The sequence below is a fragment of the Streptomyces sp. NPDC000880 genome (assembly GCF_053599675.1).
The window spans coordinates 13,728-27,761 of record NZ_JBSFMS010000018.1 but is presented as its reverse complement, the minus strand read 5'-3'; the positions used below and the strand labels follow the sequence as shown (position 1 = coordinate 27,761).

Here is a 14,034-nt window from a genome sequence, read left to right as displayed (position 1 = left end):
AAGAACTCCTGTTCACACGGACGGAAGCGTCGCCGCTCCGGACTGGTTGCTGCGGGGATCCAGGACGTCGCGGATCGCGTCGCCGAGCACGTTGAACGCCAACATCAGCGCCACCAGCGCCACCGTCGGGCACAACACCATCCACGGGGCAGACGTGACGAAGTTGCGCGCTTCGGACAGCATGCTGCCCCAGTCGGCCTGGGGCGGGCTGACGCCGAGCCCGAGGAAAGCCAGTGATGCGTAAGCCAGTTGGGCGGTCGACATGCTCAATGCCGCGAGGACGATCACCGACGGCAGCACATTCGGCACCACGTGCCGGACCATCATCACGATGGGGCTGACCCCGGCGAGCCGTGCGGCGTCGAGATACTCGCTGTTCTTGATCTGCAGCGTCGAGGACCGCGCGATGCGTGCGAACCGGGGTATGTAGACGATCGCGATCGCCAGCGACGCGTTGAGCAGGCCGGGGCCCAACACCGCGACCAGGATGATCGCGAGCAGCAGCGTCGGGAAGGCGAACAGCACGTCCTGCGAACGGGTGAGGACGGTGTCGACGAAACCGCCCACAAAACCGGCGAGCACGCCGATCACCAGGCCGATCACCAGCGCGATCGCCACCGACAGCAGGGCGACCGCCATGGCGATCCTGGTTCCGTCGATCACCCGGCTGAGCACGTCCCGCCCGAGATCGTCGGTGCCCAGCCAGTGCGTGCCCGAGGGTGCGTTCAGGCTGTCGGCCACGCTGCCGACGTTCGGGTCGTACGGCTCCAGCCAGTGCCCCAGCACCGCCAGCACCGCGAACACCGCGATCACGACAAGCGCGGCGGCACCCGCCTTATGGCGTATTAGCTGGTGGACGACACCGCTGCGGGAACGGCCTCGCTTCGCGTGCTTCGACGGGTCTGCCTCCCGCACGCTCGAACTCTGGATTGTGCTCATCGAGACCTCTGGCGGGGATCGAGAAGGGGATAGAGCATGTCGATTGCCGCATTGATCACCACGAAGACCGCCGCGAAGACCATCGTCGCCGCCGTCACCTCGGGATAGTCCCGGTTGTTGATCGCATCCAACATGCCCCTGCCCAGCCCGGGGAGGCTGAACAGCTGCTCCACGACGATCAGACCGCCGAGCATGACACCGAGCTGGAAGCCGAGGAACGTGATGATCGGAGGCAGCGCGTTGCGCAGGGCATGCAGGTAATGGATCCTCCGGATCCGGACACCGACCGCGCGAGCGGTCACGATGAACGGGTCGTGCAGCACCTCCAGCGTTGCGCTACGGGTCATCTGCATGGTCATCGCGGCGAACGGGAACGTGATGGTCAGCAGCGGCATGATCAGCGAGCGCAGGTGGCCGACCGGATCCTCCTGCCAGGACACGTAGCTCACCTGGAACAGGTCCGGCGCGATCTTGGCGCCGACCAGCATCACCAGTACGCCGATCACGAACACCGGCATCGAGAACAGCACCAGCAGGCTGGAGCGAAGGATGACGTCCACTCGCCGGTTCGCGTGCACCGCGGCCAGGATGCCGGCCGGGATGCCGATCAGCGTGGAGAAGAACAGGCACCACAGGGCCAGCTCCGCCGAGACCGGGATCTGTTGCGCGAGATCCGAGGAGACCTTGCGGCCCGTGATCGGGGAGGTGCCGAAGTCACCTTGGAGCGCGGAGCCGAGCCAGTGCACGTACTGCATCGGCAGCGGCTGATCGAGACCGAGTTGGTGGCGCACGGCCGCGAACTGCGCCGCGGTCGCTCCCTCCTGGCCGACGATCACGCTGGTGAGGTCGCCCGGTATCAGCGAACCGAGCAGGAACACCAGCACCGACACGACCAGCAGCACCGCTGTCAGACTGGCCAGGCGGGTCGCGAGTATCCGGGCCATCAGTCGTCCCTCCCGTCGCCCGGCACCGGCTTGCCCGGGAAGTGACAGGCCACCAGACGGCCGTCGCCGGCGTCGGTCAACAAGGGTTTCTCCAGTTCACAACGCTGCTCGGCCAGCGGGCAGCGAGTGCGGAACCGGCAGCCGCTCGGCGGGTTCATCGGACTGGGCACGTCGCCGGTCAGCACGATGTCGCTGCGATTGCGCTCGATCTCCGGATCGGGCACCAACGCTGCGCGCTGCAAGGCCATGGAATACGGGTGCAGCAGCCGTTCGGCGAACTGCTCCGCCGACGCGGTCTCCACCACCTCGCCGAGATACATCACCGCCACGCGGTGGCTGATCGCCTGCACCGCCGCGAGATCATGGCTGATGAACAGGTAGGACACCCCGAGCCGGTCCTGCAGGTCGACCAGCAGGTTGAGGATCTGCGCCTGCAGTGAGATGTCCAGCGAGGCGACCGACTCGTCATGCACCACCAGCGCGGGGTCGGCGATGAGGGCACGCGCGATGCAGGCGCGCTGTTGCTGGCCACCGGACATCTCGTGCGGCAAGCGGTCGGCCATCTCCGGCTTCAGGCCCACCATGGCGAGCATTTCGGCCACCCGCTCGCGGTTGTCGCTCAATCCCTGAGCCCGCAACGGCTCCTCGATGGCGGCCCCGACGGTCCTGCGCGGATTCATCGATCCCGCGGGGTTCTGGAAGACCATCTGCAGGCTGCGACGGCGCTCCTTGCCGGCCGAATCGCGGGCCCAGATGTCTCCGCCGCGGACCCGCACCGTGCCGCCGGTCGGCTTGAGCAGGCCCACAGCCAGCCGGGCCACGGTCGACTTACCGCACCCGGACTCGCCCACGACCCCGAGCGTCTCACCAGCCTGAATCGTGAGGGAGACCCCGTCCACGGCACGCACGAGCTTGTGCTTTCCGGCGTCCCGTACCGGGAAATGCTTGACCAGGTCGTTGACTTCGAGCAACGGCTCGGCGGACTTCGTTCTTTCCGGCACGGTGATCACGCTCCTGTCCCGGCCGTGAGTTCAGAGACCGGGCGCCCGGTCTCCTGGGTCACCAGGCACCGGCTCTTGTGTCCGGGCGCGATCTCCACCAGCTCGGGATGCGTGGTCCGGCACGCTTCCCTGGCGAACGCGCATCGTTCGGCGAAGCGGCAGCCGACCGGGGGGTTGGCCATGTCCGGCGGGAACCCCGGCAGGGTGGGCACCTTGCCCCTGGCCTGGTCGGCACGCGGAGTCGACCGGAGCAGGCCCGCGGTATAGGGGTGGCGCGGTGCCGCGAACAGCTCGCGGACCGGTGCCTCTTCCACGATCTCGCCCGAGTACATGACCGCCACCCGGTCGCACATCTTCGCGATCACGCCCATGTTGTGCGTGATCAGCAGGAGCGCGGTGCCGAGCTCCGCGGTCAGCCGCTTCATCAGCTTGAGCACTTGCGCCTGGATGGTCACATCCAGTGCGGTCGTCGGCTCGTCGGCGATCAGCAGCTTCGGGTCGTTGATCATCCCCATGGCGATGACGACTCGTTGGCGCATGCCGCCGGACATCTGGTGCGGGTAGGAGACACGCTGGCGCGCCGGATCGGGCATGCCGACCCCGGCCAACGCGGCCTCCACCGGTTCGCGCGCGGCCTTGCCGGCCGGCCGGCCGTGGGCGCGCAAGGCCTCCGACAACTGCCAGCCGACGGTGAACGCGGGGTTCAGCGCTGTCATCGGGTTCTGGAACACCATGCCCGCACCCGATCCACGCATCTGCCGCAGTTGCTCCGGGTTCAGCGCCAGAACGTCCTGCCCGGCCAGCGAGATGCTGCCCGACTGGATACGGCCTGGGTGGGCGACGAGCCGGAGCACGGACATGGCCGTGACGCTCTTACCCGAACCGGACTCCCCCACCAGGCCGAGGGTTTCGCCTGCCCCGACGTCGAACGACACCCCTTCCACAGCCCGCACCACGCCGCGGGGCGTGTGGAACCAGGTGTTGAGATCGCGTACGGAAAGTACGGGTTCACTTCCGACCACGGGGCGCTGTGTGGGTCGCGTATCCTCCACCGGATCCACATCCTTTCAAAAGTCGACCTTGGAGCCCCAGTTCCGGCGGGAGCTCTTTGTCCCGCCGGAACCGGGAGCCGACGGGCTACTTGAGCACTATCGAGCCGAGGAACTGCCGGGCGAGTGTCGGATCCGGCTTGGCCGACCCCACCTTCGGCCCGGTGACGACGATCGCGTTCGGCGCCGCGACCGCGATGTCGGGGAACACGAGGTCGTCTTCCATGCGCGCCAACTGCTGCAGGTTCTTGCCGTAGTCGCCCATGCTGCCGTTCGTCGCCTTGTCGATGAGCGAGGTCATCTCCGGCGGAGTCGGCCCCTGCCGTCCCGGCCTCGGCGTCAGCAGCGACCTGGGGTCACCGGTGAAGGCGTAGACGTTGTCCAGGATGTCGTAGTTGGCCTTGTTCTGATGGTCCAGCCACACGGCGCTCTGGTTGGCCTGGATCTCCACCCGGATCCCCGCCTGGGCAAGCTCGCTCTTCACCAGCTGCGAGAAGCGGTCCAGATAGGTTCCGTAGCCGGCGATGTGGTCGAGCGTGATGTCGATGCCGTTCGGGTGACCCGCCTTGGCCAGCAGTGCCTTGGCCTGTGCGACGTCGTGCTTCTGGTACTTCAGCTCATCCATCGGAATCGACAACGAGGTCGACGGGGGTAGCTGGGCACTCGGCGTAGCCTCACCGAGGAAGGCACCCTGCACGATCTCCTCCCGGTTCAGGGCGAGCGAGATCGCCCGCCGCACATCCGGATTGTCGAACGGCTTGCGGTTGGTGTTGATGTTCAGCCGGACCGTGTTCGTCCCGGGCACGCTGGTGACCTTGAGCTGACTGTTCTTCTTCAGCTGCTGGGTGCTTTCCGTGCTGGGGAAGATCAGGTCGACCTGGTTGGACTGCAGAGCCGCCGCCTGAGCCGAGGCGTCCGGCATGTACTTGATGTTGAGCGTCTTGTACTTCGGCAACAGGGGCTTGTCCCAGTAGTTGTCGTTGCGCTGCAGCACCAATTCGCTGTTCGGGCTGTAGGACACGACCTTGAACGGTCCGGCGCCCATGACTTCCGTCTTGGGGTTGTGCGTGGCAAAGAATTTCTTGCTGAGCACCGCCGAACCGATCAGGAACGGCGAACCCAGGTTGAGCAGGAATCCGGCGTCGGGCTTGCTCAGCGTGAACCGCGCGTGCGTTTTGTCGATCTTCGACACCGACGTCAGATTGGGGAACCGAGCCGTGGCGTAGGGAAGGCCGCCGTGTATGAGGCGCTCGAACGAGAAGACGACGTCATCGGCGGTGACCGGACTGCCGTCCGAGAACTTCGCGTCCGGGCGCAATGTGAAGTCGTAGGTCTTGCCGTCCGGGCTCGTGGTCCAGGAAGCCGCGAGATCCGGCTGCACCTTGCCCTGGGCGTCGTCCCGGACAAGTCCGTTGTAGACCAATTGCCACGCGTACATGGTGGCGATCTGCGATGACTGGGTCGGGTCGAAGGTCTGCGGCGTCACGGTTTCCGCCACAACCAGAGTACCGTTCTGACCGCCGCCCGAACTGCTCGGTGCCCCTCCACCGCAGGCAGTGACCACAAGGAGGGCCGGAGTGACGGCCGCGATTCCCCGTATTAGCTTTAGCCTCATCTACTGAACTTCCTCTCGGGAGCCGCTTTCCGGCGCGGAATCGGCCTTGCTTACATGGTGTTTCCCGCAGAGCGAGGTTTTGGGAAGGCGGTATGCGCGGGATTCCAACTCTCAGTCACAGACCGGCGATCAGCCCGCCGTCGACCCGGACCTGTGAACCAGTGACATAGGTGGCACGCTCACTACAGAGGAACGTAGCCACATCTGCGAATTCCTCCGGATTACCGTAACGGCCCATTGGAATACTAATTTCTGAACGTTTCCGAACGGTTTCGATGTCGATTCCGAGCCGCTTCGCCTGACCTGCGTCGAGTTCACCGATGCGATCAGTTTCGATTCGCCCAGGAAGAATCATGTTGACGGTGACGCCATAGCGGGCGACTTCACCCGCGAGCGTTTTCAGATAGGAGGCGAGTCCGGCTCTGGCCACATTGGACATGACCAAGTTCGGGATCGGTTGCTGGACACCGCTGGATCCGATCGCGAGCACCCGGCCCCAGCCGCGCTCGCGCATGCCGGGCAGCACCAGGGAAACGAGCCGGATCTGTGCCAGCAAAAGGGTCTGGGCGGCGGCGGCCATGCCCTCGGGTGTCAGATCCACCGCGGGCCCGGCGGGCGGGCCACCCGAGTTCAGCACCAGCACGTCGATCCCACCGAATGCGGAGGTTGCCTTGTCGACCGCACTGGCCACACTGTCGAGATCGCTGAGATCCAGCTCCACGCCGATGGCGGACGGCAGGTCGGCGGCCTGTTCCTCGGCCAGCGGCAACCGGCGCCCGCAAAGGACGAGGTTGGCCTTCTCCCTGCCGAGAGTGCGCGCGATCGCCAGTCCCAGACCGGATGTCGAACCGGCCACCAACGCCGTACGCCCTTCGAGTCCCAGTTCCATCAGATCACTCCCAGGTGGTGCACAGAGTCGAGGTGTTCGCGCAGCAGCGGACGCAGCGAGTCGGCGATCCTTTGCGCCGGCGGCCGGACCGCGTCATGGGCGAAGATGCCGCGCTCGGTGAGGGCGGCCTTGCGGATGCCCAGGCCGATCTTCACCTGGGCCTCGAAACTCACCAGCGGAAGCCAAGGAAGGAACTTCTCGCGTGCCGCCGGATAACCGCCTCCCTCAAATGCCTCCAGCACGGACGCGAGTGCCTCGGGGTAGGAGAACCCGGTCATCGCGCCGGCCGCGCCCGCCATCAACTCGTCGAGCAGGCCGATGCCGCCGAGTCCCCCGAACACCGGAACCTCGACCTGACTGGACAGTTCGGCGATGGCCGCCGACGTGGGCGGTGCCTCCGATTTCACCGCCACCGCGAATGGGCACTCCCGCACGGCCTTGGCCAACTCGGCGCCGGCGATGTGCACCCCGCTCGCCACCGGGTAGTCCTGCACCACGATCCCGGCCCCGGTCGCCTCGTGGATCGCCCCGAAGTGAGCGGCCAGCGCGTCCGGATGGGTCGTGTTGACCTGCACCATGAACGAGGGCGTACCACCGCGAACCTTGCCGCTGAGCCGCTCCGCGGCGGCCACGGCCTCGGCTGTGTCCAGCGCTGACAGTCCGACCACGATCGGCAGGTCGGAGGCGGCCGTCACCACGGAGACCACATGATCCCCCTCAGCGGCGCTGAGGCGCGCCCCCTCGCCGAACACTCCGAGCACCACGAGCCCGGTCGATCCCGCGGCATGGTGCAAGTCGACCTGACGGCGGAGTGACGCGTCGTCCACAGCGGACGCGTCCTCCGTGAAGGGTGTCGCCAGCACACCCCACAGGCCGCGGGTGAGTGGTTCTGTGCGTTGCATCCGTTACCTCTCCGGCACTTGATCGTGCCCTTTAGCGCTGTGCTGAAGAAGGATCAGAAGGACTTGCCGGGTTCCGGAACCGCGGCGAGCACGGTCGACATCACGTGTTCGACGTGAGCCTCCATCGCCGCGGCCGCGAGTTCCGGCTGCTGTGTCCCGATGAGCCTGGCGATCTGGACGTGCTCCGCGGCACAGGACACCGAGTCCCCGGTGCGGGGGACGTCGCGAAGCCGTAGAGCTGAAGTGAGCAGGAGTGCCTCGTCGACCGCCGCCGCGAGCGCCGTGTTCCCCGAGCAGGTGGCCACCAGATGGTGGAAGCTCCGGTCGGAATCACGGAAACCGGCGACATCCGCGGTTTTGGCGCAGTCCAGCGAGGCCGCGGCGAGTTCGGCCAACATCATGTGATCGGCCTCGGAACGCCGGGTCGCCGCGTGCTTCGCCGACACCCGCTCGAGGCCGGCGCGCAGTTCGTAGGCGTCGTGGATCTTTTGCCAGGAAGGCTGCACGACCTGCAGCCCACCGCCGTTCGACTCAACCAACCCTAAATGCCTCATCCGAAGGAGGGCCTCGCGGACCGGGGTCTTGCTGACCTCCAGACGCGTGGCCAGCATCGCCTCGGACACCCGGGTCCCGGGCGCGAGTTCCTTCCCGACGATGGCCTCCTTGATCGCGTCGGTGACCATGTCGGTCAGGCTTTCCGGCTTGGATCGCAGGGGGCGCAACTGGGGACGGGACATGCAGGCCTCCGTTCACAGCATCTGATATCTCGTATCCGTATCTGGCATCTGGCATCTGGCATCTGGCATCTGGACGGGGACCGTACACGGTGTATGGTCTGCCGACAAGCCTCGGTTCATCCCACTGCGTTCATCTCGCGACGGTTGCCGCACATGACACAGCAGTTACTTTGCGCAACCCACCCGCATGTAAAGGGAGTTCGACTTGCGCACAGCACAATCGGATCGCCTAATGCTCGTCACCGGTGCCACCGGCTACATGGCCGACCAGCTACTGCCCGCACTGCGCGAGCGCTACCGCCTGCGGCTCGTGGACATCAAGCCCGGCAAGGAAGACGGCGTGCAGATCGCCGATCTGAGTACGACCGACCGGTCCGAACTGGACGGTCTTTTCGACGGCGTTGACACCGTGTTGCACCTGGGTTACCGACACTCGGCTCCTGGCAGCAACTACGACAACACCGTTCCGCACATCGACAAGTTCGAGATCGAATTCGGCAACATCCGGATGAGCCAGAACGTCTACCGCTGCGCTCACGACGCCGGGGTCAGACGGGTCGTCGTGGCCAGCTCCAACCACGCTGCCGACTGGTACGAGCACGCGCTGGTCCACAAGGGGCTCAAGGACGTCGTCACCCCTGATGAGCTGCCCCTGGCCGACAATTTCTACGGCTGGTCCAAGGCGTGCTACGAGCATCTGGGTTTCGTATACGCCACAGGGGCGCTCGGTCGCAGCCTCGAGGTGGTGCAGGTCCGGATCGGCGCCCCGCGCGACATTGACGCGTCGACCTACTCGGCCGATGAGCCTCCGGCGCCGCAGCCCGGCCCCGACTACCCCACCGGACTGGCTCGCTACAAGCGGGACCTCGGCGCCTGGCTGTCGGCCCGCGACGCCCAGCAGCTGTTCCTCCGCTGCGTCGAGACGGAGGACATCCGCAACGAGCACGGCATTCCCTGGCAGGTCGTCTACGGGATCAGCGACAACTCCCGGGCCTTCTGGTCGCTGACCTCGGCCCGGAAGGTCTTCGGCTACCAGCCCCAGGACGATTCCGAGGTCGCCTACGCCGAGGACATCCGGCAGCTGCTGACGGGCACGTCGCCCGCCGGGCCCGGCAGGGTCGGTGCCTGATGCCCGACCTGACCTTCTTCGACTGCAATAACTTCGTCGGCCAGGTGGCAGTGCCGAAGTTCTTCCCGCACCGGGTGACCCCGGCGGTTCTCGGGGCGGAGCACGACAGGATCGGAATCGCTCGCGGCGTGGTCACCCATGTCGCGGCCAAGGAGTACTCGCCCTCCATAGGCAACGACCTGCTGGCCGACGAGCTCCCCGCCGGAGACCGCTTCGTCCCCTGCCTCACTCTGCTCCCGGAGCACACAGGAGAGCTGTGGAAGCCCACGGAGGTACTGAGCCAGCTCCAGACACGGGGCGCCCGATGTGTCCGGGTTTTTCCCTCTGCGGGCGTCCACCGGTATCCGTTCGACCCCCGCGTGCTGGGTAACCTCTTCGAAGTACTGCAGGCCGCCCGGGTTCCCGTGTTCGTGGACTTCGACCTCGGACGGCGCGACGAGGCGGACTGGCGGGGCCTCTACGACATGACCGACGCCTTCCCCGACCTGCCGCTCATCCTGATCAGGCCCGGCGGACGCAGCGACCGTGGCCTGTACCCGCTGCTCGAACGTGCGCCCAACGTGTACATCGAGACCGGCGGCTACTGGGTGCACAACGGCATCGAACGGATCTGCTCCCAGTTCGGAGCACACCGCATGCTGTTCGGCTCCGGCTTCCCCTACTGGACGCTCGCCGGGGCCGCCTACCACGTGGCGACGGCGTCCGTCTCCGACGAGGACAAAGCCCTCATCGCGGCCGGGAACCTGGCACGCCTGCTGGAAGGAGCTCAGCTGTGACCGATCGGACCGCAACGTACCGAGCCTTCGCCAAGAGGACCCCGATCATCGACGGTCACGCGCACATGGGCTTCTACCGCAACTTCCATATCGCCGACAACGACGCCGACGGGATGGTCAAACGGTTCGACGCGGTCGGCATCGACGTGGCCTGCGTCAGCCACCACGCCGGCATCTCCGCCGATCACCACTACGGGAACGGAGTGGTCATCGACGCGGTCCGCCGGCACCCGAACCGGCTGATCGGGTTCTGCGTGATCAACCCGAACTATCCCGACACCGTCGAGGCCGAGATCGAGACCTGCTTCGCGGAACCCGGGTTCCGCGGATTCAAGGTGCATCCCGAACTGCACGGCGACTACCCCCTCAACGGGCCCGGATATCAGAAGATGTGGCGCTACGCCGATGAGCACCGGCTCCCCGTGCTGTTCCACAGCTACTTCGCCGGCGACCGCCTGGAGGTGTTCGAACGCCTCGCGAAGACCTACCCGGGCGCCACCCTCCTGCTCGGGCACGCCGGACTGGACCTCGGGCTGGACAAAGCGGTCGCCCTCGTCGAGCGCACCGAGAATGTCGTCCTGGACATGACCGCGATGCAGCGACACTGCTGGGCGGTCGAGCACCTCGCCGCCCGCGCGGACAAGACCCGCCTCACCTGGGGATCGGACAGCCCCTTCATCGAACCCGGGCTGATCCTCGGCGCCGTCGTGCACGCCGACATTCCCGAGGACGTCCGCGACGCGATCCTGTACGACAACCTCGCCAGGATCCTGCGTGTCGAAGTCCGCGACGGCGTCCTCACCGAGGTGCCCGCATGAAAATCGTCGCCATCGAAGCGATCCCCGTGCGGCTCCCGCGGGCGCGCCCGGCCCGCAGCGCTTTCGGCCTCCGCGAGCACACCGAGGCCGGGATAGTCCGCATAGACACCGATGCCGGGATCACTGGCTGGGGCGAAATCTGCTTGGTCTGGTGGCGTCAGGGCAGTGGACTGTGCCCCGACGTCAACACGATCCTGGCGCCGGCGCTGATCGGCGCCGACCCGACCGCGATCACCTTGCTGTCCCAGCGCATGGAACACCTGATGCCGGCTCGGTTCGACGCACCCGCCCGAGCCGGCGTCGAAATGGCCCTGCTCGACATCTGCGGCAAGGCCGCCGGAGTACCCGTTCACCAGTTGCTGGGCGGGGCCGTGCGCGACCGGATCGACCTCAGCTTCTCCTTGCATATGAACGATCCCGCCGCCATGGCCGAAGACGCGCGCGAGCAGGCCGAGGCCGGGTTCCGGACACTGAAGGTGAAGATAGGCCGCGAATGGGCGCAGGACCGGGCCGCGCTGGCCGCGGTGCGCTACGCCGTCGGCGAGAATGTCGCCATCCGGGTGGACGTCAACGAGGCCTGGCGCTCGGTCCCGATCGCCGCGCGCCGACTGGCGCAGCTTGCCGAATACGATGTCGAGCTCGTCGAGCAACCCCTTCCGGGCAGGGATCTGGCCGGCATGGCCGAACTGCGCGGGCGGTCCGAGATCCCGCTTGCCGCGGACGAGAGCGTGTGGTCGTTCCACGACGCGTTGGACATCGTGCGCAACCGCGCGGCGGACGTGCTCAATGTGTATTTCAGCGAGGCGGGCGGGCTGTGGGCGGCACGTCAGATTGCGGAGCTCGCGCGCTCTGCGGGGATGTCCATCTGGATCGGCAGCATGCCGGAACTCGGCCTGGGGACCGCGGCGAACGCCCACCTGGCCGCCGCGGTGCCCGACCTCCCGCTCGCCAGTGACGTCTGCGGTTTCGCCTACCACGCGGAAGACCTGCTGGCTGAACCACTGCGGATCGAGGAAGGCCGGCTCGCGGTGCCGAGCGGGCCAGGCCTGGGCGTCACGGTCGACGCCGCCGCGCTGGACCGGTTCCGGATCGATCGTTGAGGGAGAATGCAGTGCCCATACCGAGTTCCCTGCTGTCGGAATGGACCCGGGAGGAGGCCGCGCAGCACGCGGCACGAACGGTAGTGGTGCTCCCCGTGGGGGCGCTCGAACAACATGGCCCGCACCTGCCGCTGGGCACCGACACGCTGCTGGCCGAGCACATCGCCCGCGCTGCGGCGGCCGATCTCCCGGATGCCGTCGTCGCGCCGGTCTTCGCCTACGGTTGCTCGCACCATCACCTCCCCTTCGGCGGCACCGCCTCGCTGGACACCGGTGCACTTCTCGCCGGGCTGGGCGATCTTGTGGATTCGTTGCTGGTCAGCGGTTTCGCCGGAGTGTTCCTGCTCAACGGGCACGGAGGCAACGCTGAGATAGTGCAGCTCGTCGCGCGTGACGTCGGACTGCGACGACAGGCGTGCGTCGCAGGCGGCTCCTACTTCCAGACCGCGGCCAACGCGCTGGTCGCCGCCGGAGCGACCGAACTGGGCGAACTGCCCGGCCACGCAGGCGCGTTCGAAACGTCGCTGATGCTGGCCGCGTACCCGCATCTGGTCCGGCTGGACGCGGCGCCGAAGCGACCGCGTCCCGAAGCGGGCTGGCCCCAGCCGCGTACCTACCGCCTCGCCACGCCCGGACCGTTCCGCGGCGGGGACGGGTTCAGCGATGACCCGAGCGGCGGTTCGGCCGAGCGCGGAGCCCAGCTGCTGGCCATCTGTGTAGACGCCGTGCGGGTGGCCCTGTCCGATTTCCAGCGGGCGATCAAGGCATCCGCAGCTTAGTACTCCAGTCGACCGGTGGCGTGCGCTCATCGACGAGGTGATGGCCCCAAATCCCGGACGGTTCGCCCGGGTAGAGCGGTGGACGGCGGCTCCGGCCGACGTATAAAAGGCCATCTGGTGCCCGTTAATTGCCTGATCAGCTGCTGAGGACGCCGTCATCCCTGGCGAGGACCGCGAGCTGGTCAGTGCCCTGCGCGCCCGCGATACCTCAGCCGCACTCGACCTCTTTCGCTGCGCACCGCCGCCATGCCTTCGACGTGGTCGCTGGCGCCGGCCCGAATCCGTCGCCGACCCACCCCGGGCGGAAGAACTCTACGTGATTGCCGTCACGCGACCCCGGCTGTGCGGGCGTTGCGCACTCGCTTGACGGGCGGCAGGACCACCAGCGCAGGCAGTCAGGACGCTCATCAGACACGCTCGGTGGCCTGCCGGCGTTCCCGGCGCGGATGATCGCCGCCCCGGAACGCCGAAAATCCGCCCCACAGGCGAAGTTGACGCCTGTAAGTGTCGTCGCGTGGAAGGCTCTCGACTGACTCCTCAGTACGTCGCGGCCTGGTCATCGGCTCGGCGCGGCACGCCGGCTTCGCAAGAGAAGCGCTGGCCAGACGTTGGCTGAATCCGTACGGGCGCTAACCTGGGGGCGTGCGCCAGCGCTGCATATATGAGATATGTTTCCAGCATGTCAAGCATCGGACTCCAACCCATTGCGGCTAAGCCGGAAAGCATCACCGAAAAGGTGTTCGAGGCGATCAGGGACGCCATTGTGTCGAAGACGCTGGAGCCTGGGAGCCGGATCAGCGAGGCCAGGTTGGCCGCGCAACTGCAAGTGAGCAAGACGCCGGTCCGTGAGGTGCTGCTCCGGTTGCGTCAGTCGGGGCTGGTCGAGCCCATCGGGCGGAGTCTGCGCGTGGTCAAGCCGTCGGCCGGCGCCATCCGGGACGCATACGAACTGCGGGCCGGCTTGGAGCGCACCGCAATCGGGTACGCCGCTTCTCGGGCGAGCACTGCGGAACGGGACGACATCGTCGTGGCTGCGGAGGCGTCGCTGGCCAGCGCACGCGTCGGCGACAGTATGGGGTTCCAACGGCACGACATGGACTTCCATATGGCCATCGCGAGGGCGGGCCAGAATCTCCTGCTGACGCGGGCCGTCAACGACGCACTGGTGCTCACCTCGGCGCTGCGCAGGCGAGATGTGCCGGCCTCCGGCGATTCCGTGGTCTGCGCTCAGGAGCACCTCCAGGTGGCTGAGGCCGTGCGCACCGGCGACGCGCGCGGGGCCGCGGAGGCGCTGTTCGAGCACATCCACCATGTGATGACTCTGGTCCTGAGGGAGTCGCCCAGCCGGGTGTGATC

The 14,034-nt window shown here is 67.0% G+C and carries 14 protein-coding genes; 6 read left to right on the top strand and 8 right to left on the bottom strand.

Annotated features, from left to right (window positions below):
* Positions 1-12: 12 nt before the first annotated feature.
* The 8 genes from ACWDO5_RS08870 to ACWDO5_RS08835 all read right to left on the bottom strand — a co-directional run bounded on the left by ACWDO5_RS08870 (position 13) and on the right by ACWDO5_RS08835 (position 8,076).
* Positions 13-939 (bottom strand): ABC transporter permease, encoded by a 927-nt coding sequence (locus ACWDO5_RS08870; RefSeq protein ID WP_450529632.1) that lies wholly within the window; start codon positions 937-939, stop codon positions 13-15.
* Complete coding sequence (locus ACWDO5_RS08865) at positions 936-1,883, bottom strand: ABC transporter permease (protein WP_450529630.1); 948 nt, start codon at positions 1,881-1,883, stop codon at positions 936-938. The genes ACWDO5_RS08870 and ACWDO5_RS08865 overlap by 4 nt, the downstream gene beginning before the upstream one ends.
* Complete coding sequence (locus tag ACWDO5_RS08860; protein WP_450529627.1) at positions 1,883-2,893, bottom strand: ABC transporter ATP-binding protein; 1,011 nt, start codon at positions 2,891-2,893, stop codon at positions 1,883-1,885. The genes ACWDO5_RS08865 and ACWDO5_RS08860 overlap by 1 nt, the downstream gene beginning before the upstream one ends.
* Positions 2,890-3,906 (bottom strand): ABC transporter ATP-binding protein, encoded by a 1,017-nt coding sequence (locus ACWDO5_RS08855; RefSeq protein ID WP_450529625.1) that lies wholly within the window; start codon positions 3,904-3,906, stop codon positions 2,890-2,892. The genes ACWDO5_RS08860 and ACWDO5_RS08855 overlap by 4 nt, the downstream gene beginning before the upstream one ends.
* Positions 3,907-4,021: 115 nt before the next feature.
* Positions 4,022-5,431 carry an ABC transporter substrate-binding protein gene (locus ACWDO5_RS08850; protein WP_450529624.1) on the bottom strand — a complete coding sequence of 470 codons (1,410 nt, stop codon included), beginning with the start codon at positions 5,429-5,431 and terminating at the stop codon, positions 4,022-4,024.
* A 232-nt stretch (positions 5,432-5,663) separates the two neighbouring features.
* Positions 5,664-6,437, bottom strand: coding sequence for an SDR family oxidoreductase (locus tag ACWDO5_RS08845; protein ID WP_450529622.1), 774 nt, complete (start codon positions 6,435-6,437; stop codon positions 5,664-5,666).
* Complete coding sequence (locus tag ACWDO5_RS08840; RefSeq protein WP_450529620.1) at positions 6,437-7,339, bottom strand: dihydrodipicolinate synthase family protein; 903 nt, start codon at positions 7,337-7,339, stop codon at positions 6,437-6,439. The genes ACWDO5_RS08845 and ACWDO5_RS08840 overlap by 1 nt, the downstream gene beginning before the upstream one ends.
* Positions 7,340-7,392: 53 nt before the next feature.
* A complete protein-coding gene (locus tag ACWDO5_RS08835; RefSeq protein WP_450529619.1) occupies positions 7,393-8,076 on the bottom strand; it encodes a GntR family transcriptional regulator in 684 nt (227 codons plus the stop codon).
* A 232-nt stretch (positions 8,077-8,308) separates the two neighbouring features.
* Here ACWDO5_RS08835 and ACWDO5_RS08830 point away from each other — a divergent pair, with 232 nt between their 5' ends.
* The 6 genes from ACWDO5_RS08830 (at position 8,309) to ACWDO5_RS08805 (ending at position 14,032) form a co-directional block, all read left to right on the top strand.
* Complete coding sequence (locus tag ACWDO5_RS08830) at positions 8,309-9,205, top strand: NAD-dependent epimerase/dehydratase family protein (RefSeq protein ID WP_450529617.1); 897 nt, start codon at positions 8,309-8,311, stop codon at positions 9,203-9,205.
* Positions 9,205-9,981 (top strand): amidohydrolase family protein, encoded by a 777-nt coding sequence (locus tag ACWDO5_RS08825; RefSeq protein ID WP_450529615.1) that lies wholly within the window; start codon positions 9,205-9,207, stop codon positions 9,979-9,981. The genes ACWDO5_RS08830 and ACWDO5_RS08825 overlap by 1 nt, the downstream gene beginning before the upstream one ends.
* Positions 9,978-10,799 carry an amidohydrolase family protein gene (locus ACWDO5_RS08820; protein ID WP_450529613.1) on the top strand — a complete coding sequence of 274 codons (822 nt, stop codon included), beginning with the start codon at positions 9,978-9,980 and terminating at the stop codon, positions 10,797-10,799. Before ACWDO5_RS08825 ends, ACWDO5_RS08820 begins: the two co-directional genes overlap by 4 nt.
* On the top strand, positions 10,796-11,899 hold the full coding sequence (locus ACWDO5_RS08815; RefSeq protein ID WP_450529611.1) for a mandelate racemase/muconate lactonizing enzyme family protein: 1,104 nt from the start codon (positions 10,796-10,798) through the stop codon (positions 11,897-11,899). The genes ACWDO5_RS08820 and ACWDO5_RS08815 overlap by 4 nt, the downstream gene beginning before the upstream one ends.
* Before the next feature lie 11 nt (positions 11,900-11,910).
* A complete protein-coding gene (locus tag ACWDO5_RS08810) occupies positions 11,911-12,678 on the top strand; it encodes a creatininase family protein (RefSeq protein ID WP_450529609.1) in 768 nt (255 codons plus the stop codon).
* 679 nt (positions 12,679-13,357) lie between these two features.
* Entirely contained in the window at positions 13,358-14,032 is a 675-nt protein-coding gene (locus ACWDO5_RS08805) for a GntR family transcriptional regulator (protein WP_450529607.1), read from the top strand.
* Positions 14,033-14,034 lie beyond the last annotated feature (2 nt).